We start from the raw sequence: 16,232 nt of genomic DNA on the forward strand, positions 1-16,232 counted from the left end.
CCGAACGCGCGTCGGATCATCCTACTGCCAGCGCGCGCGGCGCCCGCGTCTCAGTCCAGCACCGGCAGCAGCTCCGGAAGGTGACCGTCGGAGGCCTCCGCCGCGCGGCGGCGTTCCCCGGGGACCTCGCCGTAGAGGGTGGTGCGGGGCTTCGCGGGGCGTCCGGCGGCCTCGGCGACCGCGATCAGGTCCTTGACCGACTTGTAGGAGCCGTAGGAGGAGCCCGCCATCCGGGAGATGGTCTCCTCCATGAGGGTGCCGCCGAGGTCGTTCGCCCCCGAGCGGAGCATCTCCGCCGCGCCCTCCGCGCCCAGTTTCACCCAGCTCGTCTGGATGTTGGGGATGTGCGGGTGGAGCAGGAGGCGGGCCATGGCGGTGACCGCGCGGTTGTCGCGGACCGTGGGGCCGGGGCGGGCGATGCCGGCCAGGTAGACGGGGGCGTTGGTGTGCACGAAGGGCAGCGTCACGAACTCCGTGAAGCCGCCGGTGCGCTGCTGGATGCCGGCGAGGGTGCGCAGGTGGCCGAGCCAGTGGCGGGGCTGGTCGACGTGGCCGTACATCATCGTCGACGACGAGCGGATGCCCAGTTCGTGGGCCGTCTCGACGACCTCGATCCAGGTGGCCGCCGGGAGTTTGCCCTTGGTGAGGATCCAGCGGACCTCGTCGTCGAGGATCTCGGCGGCCGTGCCGGGGATGGTGTCCAGTCCGGCCTCCTTCGCGGCCGTCAGCCACTCGCGGATGGACAGGCCCGTGCGGCTCGCGCCGTTGACGACCTCCATCGGGGAGAAGGCGTGCACGTGCATGCCGGGGACGCGCTCCTTCACCGCCTTCGCGATGTCGAAGTACGCCGTCCCGGGCAGGTCCGGGTGGATGCCGCCCTGCATGCAGACCTCCACCGCGCCCACGTCCCAGGCCTGCTGGGCGCGGTCGGCGACCTGGTCCAGCGAGAGGGTGTAGGCGTCGGCGTCGGTGCGGCGCTGGGCGAAGGCGCAGAAGCGGCAGCCGGTGTAACAGACGTTGGTGAAGTTGATGTTGCGGGTGACGATGTACGTCACGTCGTCGCCGACGGCGGACTTGCGGACGTCGTCCGCGATCTGGCACAGCGCGTCCAGCGCGGGACCGTCGGCGTGCAGCAGCGCGAGCGCCTCCGCGTCGGTCAGCTTCGTCGGGTCGCCGGCCGCCGTGCGCAGCGCCTCGCGGACGTCGGTGTCGATGCGCTCGGGCACCATGCCGGGGGCGGCGGCCTCGCGCAGGACCTCCCAGTCGCCGTAGACCTCGTCGAAGTCCTCGCGGCGGTCGCCCGTACGTCCCTCGGTGTCGATGGTGCGGTGCAGATCGGTGCGGCCCGTCGCGGTGAACGCCTCGTCCGGTTCCTGCCAGGGCAGCCCCCGCGGGAGCGCGTCGGGGCGGGCCAGGCCGGTGTCGGGGTCGGCGAGCGCGGCGACGTGCGGGCGCAGCCGGGGGTCCAGCCAGGGCTCGCCGCGCCGTACGAACTCCGGGTAGACGCAGAGCCGTTCGCGCAGTTCGAAGCCGGCCGCCCGGGAGGTGGCGGCCAGTTCCTCGATCCGCGGCCAGGGGCGTTCGGGGTTGACGTGGTCGATGGTGAGCGGGGAGACCCCGCCCCAGTCGTCGATACCGGCCGCGATCAGCCGCCCGTACTCGGAGTCGACCAGGTTCGGCGGGGCCTGGAGACAGGCGGAGGGGCCGAGGAGCAGCCGGGCGACGGCCACCGTGGCGACCAGTTCGTCGAGTTCCGCGTCCGGCATGCCGCGCATCGCGGTGTCCGGCTTGGCGCGGAAGTTCTGGATGATCAGTTCCTGGATGCCGTGGTGGGCGCGGGAGACCTTCCGCAGCGCGAAGAGGGACTCGGCGCGCTCCTCGTACGTCTCGCCGATGCCGATGAGGATGCCGGAGGTGAAGGGGACCGAGGAGCGGCCCGCGTCCTCCAGCACCCGCAGCCGCACGGCCGGTTCCTTGTCCGGGGAGCCGTGGTGGGGGCCGCCCGGCTCGGACCACAGGCGGGTCGCGGTGGTCTCCAGCATCATGCCCATCGACGGCGCGACCGGTTTCAGGCGCTGGAAGTCGGTCCAGGTCATGACGCCCGGGTTGAGGTGCGGGAGCAGCCCGGTCTCCTCCAGGATGCGGATGGAGACGGCGCGGACGTACGCGATCGTGTCGTCGTAGCCGTGCGCGTCGAGCCACTCGCGCGCCTCCGGCCAGCGGTCCTCGGGCTTGTCGCCGAGGGTGATGAGGGCTTCCTTGCAGCCGGCGGCGGCGCCCTTGCGGGCGATGTCCAGCACCTCGTCCGGCGACATGAACATCCCGTGCCCGGCGCGGCGCAGCTTGCCGGGCACGGTGACGAACGTGCAGTAGTGGCACTTGTCCCGGCACAGCCGGGTCAGCGGGACGAAGACGCTCTTGGAGTACGTGATGACCCCGGGCCGCCCCGCCGCCTCGAGCCCGGCGTCGCGGACCCGGGCGGCGGACGCGGCCAGGTCCTGGAGGTGCTCGCCGCGCGCCTGGAGCAGGACGGCGGCCTCGGTGACGTCCAGGGAGACGCCGTCCCGGGCGCGTCTGAGGGCACGGCGCAGGGAGTTCTCGGTCGGGCCGCCCGCTCCGGAGGTCACGGAAGTCGTCATCCCTTGAGGATACGTTCGGGGTGATCAGGAACCGTGCCGGTCCCCGCGGTCCGCGCCGTCCCCGCCGACGAATGGCTGGTACGCGTCCAGCGTCCGCAGTACCTCCGCCTCCCCCGCCGCCGGCAGTTGCAGCACGGTCTCCTCGACGCCCAGCTCGGCGAAGTGGGCCAGCTTGCCCGCGCTGGGCAGGACGGCGTACGGCACGACCTGGAGGGCGCCCGGGTCGCGGCCCGCGTCGGCCCAGGCGGTGCGCAGCAGCGGCAGCGACTCGGTCAGGCCCCGCCCGCCGATCGGCATCCAGCCGTCGGCGTACTCGCAGATGTGCGCGAACAGCTTCGGCCCGGCCGCCCCGCCGACCAGCGTGCGCGGACCGACCACCGGACCGCGCGGCTTCTGCACCGGCTTGGGGTGCGCGAAGCTCGCCCGTACGCTCGCGAACTCGCCCTCGTACCCGGTCGGTTCCTCGGTCCACAGCGACCGCATCAGGCCCATCCGGTCCCGCACCAGCTCGCGCCGGGTACGCCACTCCACCCCGTGGTCGGCGGCCTCCTCGACGTTCCAGCCGAAGCCGAGACCGAGGGTGAAGCGGCCGCCGGAGAGGTGGTCCAGGGTGGCGATCTGCTTGGCCAGGTCGATCGGGTCGTGCTGCGCGGCGAGCGTGATGCCGGTGCCCACCCCGAGCCGCTCGGTGACGGCCGCGGCCTGCCCGAGCGCGACGAAGGGGTCCAGGGTGCGCCCGTACTCGCGGGGCAGCTCCCCGCCCGCCGGGTACGGGCTGGTCCGCTCGACGGGGATGTGCGTGTGCTCGGGCAGGTACAGCCCGGCGAACCCGCGCTGTTCCAGCTCACGGGCGAGCCGGACCGGGGTGATCGTCTCGTCGGTGAGGAAGATCGTGACGGCGATGCGCATGAGCGGCCTTTCGTACGCGGACGACCACCCATCAATACCCGGCCGCACCCCATCTGTCCATACCGACCGGTCGGCATCGACTCGGCCACCCTTCGCGGAGGACCCGTCCCCACCGGCCGCCCGACCCGGCGGGCCGTCCGGGACGGCATCGACGCGGGCCGTTCCCACGGTACCGAGCTGCCCGCCGTCTCCCTCCGCCGGCGGCGCTCCGTACCGCACCGGCCGCTCGGTTTCGACCGGGAGGTGCGGCACACCGGCACCCGGCTTCCGGTGGACGCGCCGCGAGACCGCCGCCGGGCCGCCGCCCGGACCACGGCCGTCCGCACCGACCCCTCTCGCCCGGCCCGCCGGTAGGCTCGTGCGCACGATGACTTCTCGTGCCGCACGCAAGTACCGGGTCGCCACCGCCTTCCAGCGCCGGATCAACCCCGTCCTGCGCCGGCTGCCCGTGCAGACGGTCCTGGAGACCACGGGCCGTGTCTCCGGTCTGCCCCGCCGCACCCCCGTGGGCGGCCGGCGGATCGGTGACTCCTTCTGGCTGGTCTCGGAGTTCGGCGAACGCTCGCAGTACGTCCGCAACATCAAGGCGGACCCCCGGGTGCGGGTGCGCGTGCGGGGCCGCTGGCACACCGGCACCGCCCGCCTGCTGCCCGACGACGACCCCGTCGCCCGGCTGCGCCGCCTGCCCCGCCTCAACAGCGCCGCCGTGCGGGCCTTCGGGGCCGAACTGCTGACGGTGCGGGTGGATCTGGACGGCTGAGGGCGAAGATGTGTGGGCCCGGTGGCGGCCCGCCGATCCCCGTGTGATCGGCGTCTCGCACGGCTGACTCATCCGTCAGGAGAAGGCAGACTGGCCTTGTTGCTCAGGATGCATGAGGGGGACTGCATGGACGGTGTGCCGCGAGGACCGGAACGGCGGCGCCCCGGCTTCTCGACACAGCCGCGGGCACTGCGCTTCGGCGTGCTGGGCCCGGTGCGGGCCTGGCGCGACGACGAGCCGGTCACCACCGGCAGCCCCCAGCAACGCGCCCTGCTCGCCGCCCTGTTGCTGCGCGAGGGGCGGACGGCCACCGCGGCCGAGCTGATCGACGCCCTGTGGGACGGGGAACCGCCGGCCCAGGCGCTCGCGGCGGTGCGCACCTACGCCTCCCGGCTGCGGAAGGCGCTGGACCCCGGGGTCCTGGTCAGCGAGTCCGGCGGGTACGCGGTGCGCGGGCTCGGGGAGGGGGCGCTGGACCTCGCGGCGGCGCAGGACCTGGCGACGCGGGCGGAGAAGGCCCGCGGCGGCGGAGACCTGTGCCACGCACGGGAGTTGCTCGACCGGGCGCTGTCCCTGTGGGACGGCGAGACCCTGGCCGCGGTGCCCGGCCCCTACGCGCAGGCCCAGCGGGTCCGGCTGGAGGAGTGGCGGCTCCAACTCCTCGAATCCCGCCTGGACATGGACCTGGAGCAGGGCTGTCACGCGGAGGCCGTCTCGGAGCTCACGGCCCTCACCGCCGCCCACCCGCTGCGGGAGCGCCTGCGGGAGCTCCTCATGCTCGCCCTCTACCGCAGCGGCCGCCAGGCGGAGGCCCTCGCGGTGTACGCCGACACGCGCCGGCTGCTCGCCGACGAGCTGGGCGTCGACCCGCGGCCCGGCCTGCGCGATCTCCAGCAGCGCATCCTCCAGGCCGACCCGGCCCTCGCGGAGCCGTCCGCGCCCATGGCCGAACCGGCCACCGTCCCCGTCCGCCCGGCCCAACTCCCCGCGACGGTGACCGACTTCACCGGCCGGGCATCCTTCGTACGGGAACTGAGCGAGGTACTCGCCGCCGCGTCCGGCGCGGAGGGCCGGGTGATGGCGGTGTCGGCGCTGGCCGGCATAGGCGGCGTCGGCAAGACCACCCTCGCGGTCCACGTGGCCCATCAGGCCCGCGCTGCCTTCCCCGACGGCCAGTTGTACGTCGACCTCCAGGGCGCCGGCGCGCGAGCGGCGGAACCGGAGACGGTCCTGGGTTCCTTCCTGCGCGCCCTCGGGACGGCGGACTCGGCGATTCCGGACTCCCTGGAGGAACGGGCGGCGCTGTACCGCTCGGTGCTGGACGGCCGCAGGGTCCTGATCCTGCTGGACAACGCGCGCGACGCGGCCCAGGTACGCCCCCTGCTCCCGGGCACGGGGGGCTGCGCGGCGCTGGTGACCTCCCGCGTGCGGATGGTGGACCTGGCGGGCGCGCACCTGGTCGACCTGGACGTGATGTCTCCGGAGGAGGCGCTGACGCTCTTCACGAAGATCGTCGGCGTGGAGCGGGTCGCCTCCGAACGCCAGGCGGCCCTGGACGTGGTGGCGGCCTGCGGCTTCCTCCCCCTGGCCATCCGCATCGCCGCGTCGCGGCTGGCGGCGAGGCGGACCTGGACCGTGTCGGTGCTGGCGGCCAAGCTCGCCGACGAGCGCCGCCGCCTGGACGAACTCCGGGCGGGCGACCTGGCGGTCAAGGCCACCTTCGAGCTGGGCTACGGGCAGTTGGAGCCCGCGCAGGCCCGGGCCTTCCGCCTGCTGGGCCTGGCGGACGGCCCGGACATCTCGCTGGCCGCCGCGGCGGCGGTGCTCGACCTCCCCCCGCAGGACACGGAGGACCTGCTGGAGTCCCTGGTCGACACGTCCCTCCTGGAATCGGCGGCCCCGGGCCGCTACCGCTTCCACGATCTCGTCCGGCTCTACGCGCGTGCGTGCGCGGAGCGGGACGAACAGCCGCCCGTCGAGCGGGAGTCGGCGCTGTCGCGGCTGCTGGACTTCTATCTGGCGACGGCGGCGGGCGTGTACGCCATCGAGCGGCCCGGGGACCGGCTGGTGGACGGCCTGGAGCCGACGGGGCACCCGGGCCTGCGGTTCACCGAGGGGCCGGCGGCCCTGGACTGGCTCTACACCGAGGCCGGTTCGCTGCTGGCCGCGGTCCGGCAGGCGGCCGGGACGGACAGGCTGCGGCGGGGCGTGGACCTGCTGTGGGCGGCGAAGGACCTGGCCGAGTCCGGGGCCAACTGCCACCAGTACGAGACGACGGCGAGAGCCATGTGCGGGGCCGCCCGCGACGGCGGCGACGTCCGCGCGGAGGGCAGGGCGCGGACCACGCTCACCAACGCCCTCCTGGTCTCGGGCCGCATCCAGCAGGCCGCCGAGCAGGCGGAGTCGGCCATGTCCCTCGCGGAGGCGTCGCACGACACGACCGCCGCCGGCTGGGTCGCCAACGACCGGGGCCTCATCTCCCTGCACCAGGGCCGCTACGCGGACGGACGGTCGTTCCTGGAGCAGGCCATCGAGAGCTACCGCGCCGCGGGCAACCGCGCGGGGGAGGCGCTCAGCCTCTCCAACCTCTCCCGGGCGCACCTGGGCATGGGCAACGTGGAGAAGGCGGTGGCGATCGCGCAGCACGGGCTCACCGCCCACCAGGACATCGGCCGCACGATGCGGCTCGCCAACGGCCACTTCACGCTGGGCATCGCCCTGACCCAGGCCGGCCGGTACGACGAGGCGCTCGGCCGGTTCGCCGACGCCCTGCACATCTTCGGGGACCACCGCCAGCGGTTGTGGCAGGGGACGACCAACTTCCGTATCGCCGAGGTGCACTGGGCGGCCCGCCGGCACGCGCACGCCGCCCAGTACGCCGAACAGGCCCTGGCTCTCGGCTGCATCGGCGGCGACCGGATGCGCGGCAACGTCCTGGCCCTGCTGGGGCGGACGCTGTCCGCGCTGGGCCAGGCCGGCCGGGCCAAGGCCTGCTGGACGGACGCGCTCGCGCTCTACGAGCAGTGCGGTGCGCCGGAGGCCCACGACATGAGGGCCCTGCTGTCGTCGACGCACGCCGCCTGACGCGCGCCGTCGTCAACGCGCGCCGCGAGGCGTTCAGCGTTCGTTTATCCCCCTCGGGCACGCTCGTTCCCGTCACACCGTCGCGTCGGGGGGCAGACGGGGTGACCTGGAGCCCAGCCAGTATCGTGCGGCTCCGAACGCCCGTCCGGTGTCCGCGGGGGAGCATCCGGACGGGCGTTCCTCACCGTCCGTCACCCGAGCGAAGGAAGCACCGTGAGCGACAAGAACAAGGACGCAGAGGCGACCACGCAGGACAACGCCATGCCCGCGCCGCCGGTGGGGGACGGCACCGTGAGGCCGCTCGACAACGCGATGCCCAGCGGGCCCGCCAAGGCGGACGGCGTCACCACGATGGACAACGCCATGCCCGCCCCGCCCGCCCTGGACCTGGACCGGGACGGCAAGTAGGGCTTTCGCCCAGGGGGATCGGCCGCGGCGGCGCGGAGGGGGAGCCGTCGCGGCCGACGTGTGTCCGGGGTCAGCGGACCGCGAGGGCGTAGCGGTCCGGGACGCAGTCGTGGATGCGGCGGACGTCGTCCGGGCTGGCCACCTCCACGCGGGCGGTCGCCGTCCCGCCCGCCGGGACGTCGACCGTCTGCGTGTGTTCGACGACCGTGCCGCCGGTGCTGTTGTCGAAGGTCACCATGACCGTGAAGGTCCCGTCGACGGTGTTGGGGTTGGTGACCTCGACGGTGGCGTACGGGGCCTTCCTCGAGACGCAGGTCAGCAGCTCGACCGTGGCGTCCCTGAGGGACGCCGACGTGCTTCCGCCGCTTCCGCCGCTGCCGCCCGTGTCGTCGTCATCGTCGTCGTCCCGGTGCGAGCCGCCGCCGGAGCCGGACGACGAGTCGTGGTCCTGGGACGAGCTGCTGCAGCCGCCCCCTCCCCCGTCGCCGCTGCCTCCGCTGCTGCCGCGGCCGGTCGAGAAGCCGGTGAGGGTCAGGACGACGAGCGCCGAGACCGCTGTGAGCTTGAGAGTGTTCCCCCGTGGATTCATGTACGCCAGGTTAGCGACCCCGGTGTCACGGTCATGTCACCGCCTGGCGACCTCCTGGTACCCGGCGTAGCGTCGGCGGTGGGAACGGCCACCGGGCCGTCCCCCACAGCGGCGGCCGCCGTCCGGCACCCTTCCGTGCGACCGGTACGACGGCCGTCCCGCGAGACGGGTCCCTCCCCCCGCGTCTAGGCGGTGCGGGCGGTGCCCGTTCCCTTCTCCGCGTCGAGCGCGTACACGCAGCGGTCCTTGCTGCACGCGTACACCACGCCGTCCCGGACCACCGGGGAGCCGGTGATCTCGCCGCCGGTCGCGAGCTTCCACCGCAGCCGGCCGTCGTCGGCCTTCAGGGTGTACAGCAGGTGGTCGCTGGAGCCGAAGTGGATGCGGCCCTCGGCGACCGCGGGCGCGCCGACGATCTCGCCGCCGGACTGGAAGCGCCACTTGGGCGTGCCGGTGACCGCGTCCAGGGTGTACAGGCCCTTGCCGCTGCCGACGTGGACGTGGCCGGCGGCGACCAGGACCGGTTCGGACGAGGAGCGGGACTCGGTGGCGATGCGCCAGCGGTCTCGGCCGTCGGTGGCGTCGAGGGCGTAGACCGTCCCGAGGTAGTCGGCGAGGTAGACGCCGCCGCCGGTCACCGCGGGGCCCGGGACGAAGGCCGGCGGGCAGAGGAAGACCGCCGGTGCCTCGAAGTGCCAGCGCACGCGCCCCGAGGTGACCTCCAGGGCGAGGACCCGGGTGCCGGCGCAGACGTAGACGTAGCCGTCGGGGGCGTGGGCGAGGCGGAGCGGGACTCCGCCGCAGGAGGCCGCGTCGCCGATGGGGTAGGACCAGCGCTCGTCGCCGCTGCGGGCGTCGAGGGCGCGCAGCCGGGCGTCCTGCCAGACGTAGACGGTGCCGTCGTGGACGGACGGTCCGGCCTCCGGGGACTCGAAGTCGCTCTGGCAGCCGGTGACCTCCCACAGCTTCCGGCCGGTCGACGCCTCCCAGGCCTGGACACCGCCGCCGCGCGTACCGGTGACCACCGTGCCCCGGTCGGCCTGGAGGGAGTACACCCAGGCGTCCGTGGACAGCCGCCACAGGTCGCCGCCCTCGCGGGCGTCGAGGGCGAAGAGGGTGGGGCCGTCGGAGGCGTGGATACGGCCGTCGGCGACCGCCATCGACCAGGCGACGTCCCGGGTCTTGAAGCGGCGCCGGCCGGTGGCGACGTCGAGGGCGTGCACCTCGAAGGAGGTGACGTAGACGAGGTCGCCGTCGACGGACGGGGTGCCCCAGACGTCGTTGGACATGCGGAAGCGCCACGGACGCCAGCCGCTGGGGTGCTCCGGCGCGGCGGTGGGCGCGGCGGGCGCCGGCACGGCCGGGTCGGCGCCGTTGACGCCGGGGCGGGGCTTGGACCAGGTGGCGGCGAGGGCCGCCTCGGGCGGGGGTGCCTTGACGGCGGCCGCGCGCGTGTCGGCGACGCGCGGGCCGGGGCCGATGGGCACCTGCGCGCCGGCCAGCCGCACGGGGCCGGTGTCGGGCGCGCCGACCGGGGCCGTCACCGCCGGACCGGCGTGCGCGCCCGCGTGCGCGCCCACCGGCGCGGGCCGGGACGGAGGCGGCGGGACGACCGGGTCGTGCCGCGGCGGGGGCGGTACGGCCGGACGGCCGCCGCCGGCGCTGCGGCCCGCTCCGTGCGCCGGTCTGGGCGCCGGACGGCCGCCCCGGCGGGTCTCGATCAGGCCCACCGCCCGCTCGGGCAGCCACGCCGACGCCGTACCGCTGTCGTCGGACCCGGAGCCGAAGAGGTGCGGGGCGAGCTGGGCCTGGAGGTCGGCGGGGTTGGGGCGGGCCGTCGCCTCCATCTGCATGCACGCCTCGATGAGCGGACGCAGCTCGTCCGGGAGGCCGTCGAGGTCGGGGCCCTCGCGCAGCAGCATGAAGACGGTCTCGACGGGGTTGGCGCCGTGGAAGGGCGGGTGGCCCGTGGCGGCGAAGACCAGCATCGAGCCGAGGGAGAAGACATCGCTCGCGCCGGTGACGCTGCGGGAGTCCTTGGCCTGCTCCGGGGACATGTAGGCGGGGGTGCCGACGGCGACGTTCGTCATCGTCAGGCGCGTGTTGGAGACACCGGAGGCGATACCGAAGTCGATCACCCGGGGCCCGTCCTCGACGACGAGGACGTTGGACGGCTTGAGGTCGCGGTGGACGAGCCCGGCGCCGTGGATGGACTGGAGCGCCTCCGCGACGCCCGCCGCGAGCCAGCGCACCGCCTGCGCCGGCAGGGGCCCGCACTCGTTCACTATCTCCTCGAGGGAGGGCGCGGGAACGTAGGCGGTGGCCAGCCACGGCACGGCGGCGCGCGGATCGGCGTCCACGACGGCCGCCGTGTAGAAACCGGAGACCGCGCGGGCCGCCTCCACCTCGCGCGTGAAGCGGACCCGGAAGAGCTGGTCCTCGGCCAGCTCCGTCCGGACCGTCTTGATCGCCACCCGCCGGCCGGACGCCGAGCGCGCGAGATAGACCAGCCCCATGCCGCCGGCTCCCAGCCGTCCCAGCACCTCGAACGGCCCGATACGCCGCGGATCGTGCTGCGTCAGCTGATCCACCACTTGCCTGCCACCTCCCCGTACGAGTCGCGCCACCACCTGTGCGCGACCGTAGTGCAGCGTCTCACCACCCCACCGCCGTGGCGGCACGCACCCCGATTCTTCCTGTCCGCGCTCCCGGTGGCGAACCGGCCGACAAATCGGGTGTCCAGGTTTACATACGACAACGGGGGTGTTAACAGCGGCGGTCAGCGCCGCAGCAGCGCGAAGGACGCCCCCTGATTGTCGGTGACCACGGCCGCCGTGCCGTAGGACGTCTCGAAGGGCGGGACCTGGACCCGGCCGCCGAGCCGGGCCACCTCCGCCAGCCCGGCCGCCAGGTCCCGGGCGGCGAAGTGGACCAGGAGGTGGGGCGGCATCTCGGCGGCGAAGACGTCGGAGACGGGCGCCCGGCCGAAGGCGGGGTCGGCGTCCGGGCCGAAGAGGGCCTCGTGGAAGAGGTCGCCGTAGAAGGTGTTGGCCGCCTCGGTGTCCCGCGTGTAGAGCTGCGCCCAGGAGAAGGTGCCCGGCTCGTGGCGGCGCCCGAAGCCGGGAGTGCGGGCGCCCTGCCAGAGGGAGAACACGGCACCCTCGGGATCGGTGACGAGCGCGGTGACGCCCAGGTCGCCGAAGGGCAGCGGAGGGGAGAGGATCTGTCCGCCGCCCGCGCGGATCCGCCGGCACGTCGCCTCGGCGTCGGGGGTGGCGAAGGACACCGTCCACACGGTGGGCAGCCGGCCGTCCGTCTTGTGCGCGAGGGAGGCGACGGGCTCCCCGTCCTTCAGCGCCCGCACGGTCCCCTGGGGCTGGTCCTCGAAGGTCCATCCGAAGAGCTCACCGTAGAACCGCTTGCCCGCCTCCACGTCGGGAAGCTGCGCGTCCACCCAGCACGGGGTGCCCTCCGTGTACCGCGATGCCTTGTTTTCGGCCATGCCGCCAAACTAGCCGCGCCGCCCGCACCGCGCAGACCAGGCACACCAGCGTCCGCACGGCGGTGCACCCCATTTGCAGTCGGCCGAATCGCGCCCCGATCACCCGTCGGTAAGCTGACGGCATGACAGGACAAGTGCGTACCGTCGACGGCCGCGTGGCCGGCCGGCGTGGGCAGGCGACCCGGCAGAAGCTGCTCGACTGCCTCAGCGAGATGCTCAGCTCGTCCCCCTACCGGGATGTCAAGGTCATCGACGTCGCCCGCCGCGCAGGTACGTCGCCGGCCACCTTCTACCAGTACTTTCCGGACGTGGAAGGCGCCGTCCTGGAGCTCGCCGAGGAAATGGCCGCCGGGAGCGGCGCGTTGACGGAGCTGCTGGAGGGCCGCTCGTGGGCGGGGCGGGCCGGCTGGCAGACGGCGCAGGAACTCGTCGACGGGTTCCTGGAGTTCTGGCGGAAGAACGAGGCGATCCTGCGGGTCGTGGACCTCGGCGCCGCCGAGGGCGACAAGCGCTTCTACAAGATCCGCATGAAGGTCCTCAACTCGGTGAACACCTCGCTGGCCGACTCCGTCGCCGAGTTGCAGTCCAAGGGACGCATCGACAAGGACGTGAACCCCGCGGCGGTCGCGGGGTCCCTGGTCGCCATGCTCGCGGCCGTGGCCTCCCACCAGAAAGGTTTCTCCTCCTGGGGTGTGAAGCAGGCCGAGCTCAAGCCCAATCTGGCGCTGCTGGTGCACCTGGGGGTCACCGGCAGGAAGCCGACGAAGTAGCCGCCCGGCGCCACGCCCCCTCCCCCGCGACCTCGCAAGTCCTGTCATCCGGGCGGCGGTTCACTCCGGTGGGCCGCCGCCTGTCGCGTGGCCGGGGGCGGACCGGGTCCGATGGACCGGGAATCCTCACCGCGCGGCCGGCGTTGTACCCGCCGGAGCCCGACCGCACATCCCGAGCAGACGCCCCGGCACGACCACTCGTCGCAGGAGGAACCCGGCATGGCCCTGACCCGTGAAGAGCGCGAGCAGTTCCTCACCGAACCCCGCATCGCCGCGCTCGCGGTCGCCGCGGAGGACGGCCGCGCCCCGCTGACCGTGCCGATCTGGTACCAGTACGCGCCCGGCGGCGACGTATGGATCATGACCGGCCGCGACTCGCGCAAGAACCGGCTGATCGACGCGGCGGGACGCTTCTCGCTGATGGTGGAACGCGTCGAACCCACCATCCGCTACGTCTCCGTCGAGGGCCCGGTCGTCGACACCTCCCCCGCCACGATCGAGCTGCTCCGGGAGATCTCCGCCCGCTACCTCCCGGCCGACAAGGTCGAGGGGTACGTCGACTTCGCCTGGAAGAACCACGGCGAGCAGGTCGTCGTACGGATGCGCCCCGAGCGGTGGGTCTCCTCGGACCTCGGCTCGGTCTGAGCGGGCCCGACGCCCGACAATCGGGGCATGGAACCCGATCTCCACGAGCTGCTGAGGTCCCTGCGGGTGTGGGACCCGGCGGTCACCACCCTGCCGGCGCTCGACCCGGACGCCGCTCCCGCCGCGCCGCTGCCGCTGTTCGCGCGGTGGCTGGCGGAGGCGGCGGCGGCCGGGCAGGCCGAGCCGCACACCATGTCCCTCGCGACGGCGGACGCGCGGGGCCTGCCGGACGTACGGATCGTGATGCTGCACGGCGCGGACGACGAGGGCTGGTCCTTCGCCACGCACGCGCACAGCCGCAAGGGCGCGCAGCTCGCCGAACGCCCGTACGCCGCGCTGGCCTTCTACTGGCCGGTGCTGGGCCGTCAGGTACGCCTGCGCGGACCCGTCACCGTCGCGCCACCGGAGGACGCACAGGCGGACCTGCACGCCCGCTCGACGGGCGCACTGGCCGCCGCCCTGACCGGCAGACAGAGCGCGCTCCTCGACTCCCCGGAAGAACTGACCCGGGCCTCACAGGCCGCCTGGGAGCAGGCCCAACGGGATCCGGAAACCCCGGTCCCGTCCTGGACCCTGTACCGCCTCCACCCGAACGAGGCGGAATTCTTCCAGGGCGACACCAGCCGCCGCCACCTACGCCTGCGGTACCGACGGGAGACCGGGGGAAGAGGGTGGACCAGGGAACTGCTGTGGCCCTGAGATCAGGCCCGGGCGGCGCAGGCCGCGGACCGGGGGCAGAACCCCCGGGGAGGGGCGCTTTGCGACCTACCGAGTCGGGTGGTGGGTGGGCATAGGGCCGGGGGTCCGGGGGCGGAGCCCCCGGTTGGTGACGGCGGGGGGCGGAGCCCCCGGTTGGTGACGGCGGGGGGCGGAGCCCCCGGTGGGTGACGGGGGGGCGGAGCCCCCGGTGGGTGACCGGGTCAGACCTCGTCCGTGGCGAGGCGGGCGTGCAGATGGGCGTCGCGGAACGCGTCATGGCGGCCCGCCTCGAAGACCGCCCCCCGCAAAGTCCCCTCGTAGCGGAACCCGCACCGCTCGGCGACCCGGCACGACGCCTCGTGCCCGACGGCATGGTCCAGCTCCAGCCGGTGCAGGCGGAGTTCGGTGAACGCCCAGTCCGCGGTGAGCAGCAGCGCCCGGGTGGCCACGCCCCGGCCGCGGGCCTCGGGGAGCACCCAGTAGCCGACGCGGCCGACGCGCAGCGCGGGGCGGATCTCGTTGACGCCGATGTGCCCGAGCGCCGTACCGGTGTCCGCGTCCGCGATCCGGAAGGAGGCGGCGCCGCCGTCCGCGGCCACGGCGGCCCGGGCGCGCAGTGACTCACGTGCGCCGGCCCGGTCGGTGACGGGCCGGACCGGGGTGTTCCAGCGCCGGAACTCCGGATCGGTGGTGCCGCGCAGCCATACGTCGACGTCGGCGGCGGACGCCGGGTCCCAGGGGCTCAGAAGCAGACCGTGACCGTGGAGCTCGGGCAGCGGACGGGCGGAGGCGCGCCGGCGGGCGTGGGGCATGGGTTCCATTCAAGAGCTCGTACCCGGTGAAACGATGTGATCAATCCGCAACCAATTCCGGTCTTGACCGAGACCCATCAAGCAGGTGCGGGATTACGCTCGCGCTCATGGCCGATTCCTCCGACTCCTCCGGCTCCTCCGGCTCCTCCACCTCCGCGCAGCCGCCCGCGCCGAACCCGGCGGACCGCCCCGTGTACGTCATCGGCGGCGGCCCGGGCGGGCTCTCCGTCGCGTACGCCCTGCGCGCCCGGGGGGTACGGGCCGTGGTCCTGGAGCGGTCCGACCGCGTGGGCGCGTCCTGGCGGCGCCACTACGACCGGCTGCGGCTGCACACCACCCGGCGGCTCTCCGCCCTGCCCGGGCTGCCGATGCCGCGCCGGTTCGGGCGGTGGCCGGCCCGCGACGACGTGGTCCGGTACCTGGAGAAGTACGCCGAGCACCACCGTCTGGAGATCGTCACCGGCGTCGAGGTCTCCCGCGTCGAGCGCACCCCCGACGGCACGGGCTGGCTGCTGCACGCCACCGGCGGCCGGGAGCTGACCGGCGCGGCGGTCGTCGTCGCCACCGGCTACAACCACACCCCGCGCGTCCCCGACTGGCCCGGCCGGGACACGTACACCGGCGAGTTCCTGCACGCCTCCGCGTACCGCGACCCGAAGCCGTACGCCGGCCGGGACGTGCTCGTGGTGGGCGTCGGCAACACGGGCGCGGAGATCGCCGTGGACCTGGTGGAGGGCGGCGCCTCCCGGGTGCGGCTGGCGGTGCGCACCCCGCCGCACATCGTGCGCCGCTCGACCGCGGGCTGGCCCGCGCAGTACTCGGGCGTCCTGGTGCGCCGGCTGCCGGTCGGGCTCGTCGACCGGCTGTGCCGGGTCCAGGCGAGGGTGGCGCTGCCGGACCTGTCGGCGCAGGGTCTCCCCCGGCCCGGCACCGGCCTCTACAGCAGGGTGCGGGAGGGCGCCATCCCGGTGCAGGACGTCGGCCTGATCGACGCGGTGCGCAAGGGGAGGGTGGAGATCGTGGCCGCGGTGGCGGGGTTCGAGGAGGGGGAGGTGCTCCTGGCGGACGGGGAGCGCGTCGCGCCGGGGGCGGTCGTCGCGGCGACCGGGTACGCACGCGGGCTGGAGCCGCTGGTGGGCGACCTCGGCGTGCTCGACGAGCGCGGGAGGCCTGTGGCTCACGGCCCCCGCACGGCGCCGGGCGCGCCCGGCCTCCACTTCACGGGGTACACCAACCCGATCAGCGGGAACCTGCGGGAGCTGGCGCTGGACGCGGAGCGCATAGCGAAGGCGATCGCCCGCGCGGGAGTGGCATCCCGCCTTCCCACCGTGTAACCCCGGCGGGTGGTGCCGACCGGGGGGAGCCCACCCGGACGCGCCCACCCGGACGCGCCCGGCAGGCGCACGACTGCCCGC

General features: G+C 74.2%; 13 protein-coding genes. 7 read left to right on the forward strand and 6 right to left on the reverse strand.

The features are described from left to right. Positions 1-50: 50 nt before the first annotated feature. Complete coding sequence (locus ACZ434_RS28225) at positions 51-2,639, reverse strand: bifunctional FO biosynthesis protein CofGH (protein WP_468460691.1); 2,589 nt, start codon at positions 2,637-2,639, stop codon at positions 51-53. A gap of 24 nt (positions 2,640-2,663) precedes the next feature. Beyond that, complete coding sequence (locus ACZ434_RS28230) at positions 2,664-3,548, reverse strand: LLM class F420-dependent oxidoreductase (RefSeq protein ID WP_468460693.1); 885 nt, start codon at positions 3,546-3,548, stop codon at positions 2,664-2,666. 367 nt (positions 3,549-3,915) lie between these two features. On the opposite strand from ACZ434_RS28230, the gene ACZ434_RS28235 reads away from it, so the two are divergent. From ACZ434_RS28235 to afsS, 3 genes are all read left to right on the forward strand, one after another. After that, complete coding sequence (locus tag ACZ434_RS28235; RefSeq protein WP_468460695.1) at positions 3,916-4,308, forward strand: nitroreductase/quinone reductase family protein; 393 nt, start codon at positions 3,916-3,918, stop codon at positions 4,306-4,308. Positions 4,309-4,434: 126 nt separating this feature from the next. Then, on the forward strand, positions 4,435-7,392 hold the full coding sequence (gene afsR / locus ACZ434_RS28240) for an SARP-family global regulator AfsR (RefSeq protein WP_468460697.1): 2,958 nt from the start codon (positions 4,435-4,437) through the stop codon (positions 7,390-7,392). Between the two features lie 213 nt (positions 7,393-7,605). Next, positions 7,606-7,800 (forward strand): regulatory protein AfsS, encoded by a 195-nt coding sequence (afsS, locus tag ACZ434_RS28245; protein ID WP_468460699.1) that lies wholly within the window; start codon positions 7,606-7,608, stop codon positions 7,798-7,800. A gap of 70 nt (positions 7,801-7,870) precedes the next feature. Here the strand turns inward: afsS and ACZ434_RS28250 are convergent, their stop codons facing one another. The 3 genes from ACZ434_RS28250 to kbpA form a co-directional block, all read right to left on the reverse strand. Continuing rightward, positions 7,871-8,389, reverse strand: coding sequence for a hypothetical protein (locus ACZ434_RS28250; protein ID WP_468460701.1), 519 nt, complete (start codon positions 8,387-8,389; stop codon positions 7,871-7,873). 185 nt (positions 8,390-8,574) lie between these two features. Beyond that, positions 8,575-10,983, reverse strand: a complete 2,409-nt coding sequence (afsK, locus tag ACZ434_RS28255) for a protein serine/threonine kinase AfsK (RefSeq protein ID WP_468460703.1) — start codon at positions 10,981-10,983, stop codon at positions 8,575-8,577. 185 nt (positions 10,984-11,168) lie between these two features. Further along, positions 11,169-11,891 carry an AfsK-binding protein KbpA gene (gene kbpA / locus ACZ434_RS28260; RefSeq protein WP_468460705.1) on the reverse strand — a complete coding sequence of 241 codons (723 nt, stop codon included), beginning with the start codon at positions 11,889-11,891 and terminating at the stop codon, positions 11,169-11,171. A 134-nt stretch (positions 11,892-12,025) separates the two neighbouring features. On the opposite strand from kbpA, the gene ACZ434_RS28265 reads away from it, so the two are divergent. The 3 genes from ACZ434_RS28265 (at position 12,026) to ACZ434_RS28275 (ending at position 14,005) form a co-directional block, all read left to right on the forward strand. Beyond that, entirely contained in the window at positions 12,026-12,661 is a 636-nt protein-coding gene (locus ACZ434_RS28265) for a TetR family transcriptional regulator (RefSeq protein WP_468460833.1), read from the forward strand. A 219-nt stretch (positions 12,662-12,880) separates the two neighbouring features. Beyond that, the gene (locus ACZ434_RS28270; RefSeq protein ID WP_468460707.1) at positions 12,881-13,306 is read left to right on the forward strand and encodes a pyridoxamine 5'-phosphate oxidase family protein; all 426 of its coding nucleotides are present in this window, start codon (positions 12,881-12,883) and stop codon (positions 13,304-13,306) included. A gap of 27 nt (positions 13,307-13,333) precedes the next feature. Then, entirely contained in the window at positions 13,334-14,005 is a 672-nt protein-coding gene (locus tag ACZ434_RS28275) for a pyridoxine/pyridoxamine 5'-phosphate oxidase (protein WP_468460709.1), read from the forward strand. Between the two features lie 221 nt (positions 14,006-14,226). Here the strand turns inward: ACZ434_RS28275 and ACZ434_RS28280 are convergent, their stop codons facing one another. Then, positions 14,227-14,817 (reverse strand): GNAT family N-acetyltransferase, encoded by a 591-nt coding sequence (locus tag ACZ434_RS28280; protein ID WP_468460710.1) that lies wholly within the window; start codon positions 14,815-14,817, stop codon positions 14,227-14,229. Positions 14,818-14,924: 107 nt separating this feature from the next. Between ACZ434_RS28280 and ACZ434_RS28285 the strand changes: the two genes are divergently transcribed. Then, positions 14,925-16,151 carry a flavin-containing monooxygenase gene (locus ACZ434_RS28285; protein WP_468460711.1) on the forward strand — a complete coding sequence of 409 codons (1,227 nt, stop codon included), beginning with the start codon at positions 14,925-14,927 and terminating at the stop codon, positions 16,149-16,151. Positions 16,152-16,232: the final 81 nt, after the last annotated feature.

It is taken from the genome of Streptomyces sp. NPDC030893 (assembly GCF_055571535.1).

What these genes read in the sequence shown, in the direction of transcription:
- ACZ434_RS28225 (WP_468460691.1), bottom strand. Translation starts at nt 2,639, where the DNA reads ATGACGACTTCCGTGACCTCCGGAGCGGGCGGCCCGACCGAGAACTCC.
- ACZ434_RS28230 (WP_468460693.1), bottom strand. Translation starts at nt 3,548, where the DNA reads ATGCGCATCGCCGTCACGATCTTCCTCACCGACGAGACGATCACCCCG.
- ACZ434_RS28235 (WP_468460695.1), top strand. Translation starts at nt 3,916, where the DNA reads ATGACTTCTCGTGCCGCACGCAAGTACCGGGTCGCCACCGCCTTCCAG.
- afsR (WP_468460697.1), top strand. Translation starts at nt 4,435, where the DNA reads ATGGACGGTGTGCCGCGAGGACCGGAACGGCGGCGCCCCGGCTTCTCG.
- ACZ434_RS28250 (WP_468460701.1), bottom strand. Translation starts at nt 8,389, where the DNA reads ATGAATCCACGGGGGAACACTCTCAAGCTCACAGCGGTCTCGGCGCTC.
- kbpA (WP_468460705.1), bottom strand. Translation starts at nt 11,891, where the DNA reads ATGGCCGAAAACAAGGCATCGCGGTACACGGAGGGCACCCCGTGCTGG.
- ACZ434_RS28270 (WP_468460707.1), top strand. Translation starts at nt 12,881, where the DNA reads ATGGCCCTGACCCGTGAAGAGCGCGAGCAGTTCCTCACCGAACCCCGC.
- ACZ434_RS28275 (WP_468460709.1), top strand. Translation starts at nt 13,334, where the DNA reads ATGGAACCCGATCTCCACGAGCTGCTGAGGTCCCTGCGGGTGTGGGAC.
- ACZ434_RS28280 (WP_468460710.1), bottom strand. Translation starts at nt 14,817, where the DNA reads ATGCCCCACGCCCGCCGGCGCGCCTCCGCCCGTCCGCTGCCCGAGCTC.
- ACZ434_RS28285 (WP_468460711.1), top strand. Translation starts at nt 14,925, where the DNA reads ATGGCCGATTCCTCCGACTCCTCCGGCTCCTCCGGCTCCTCCACCTCC.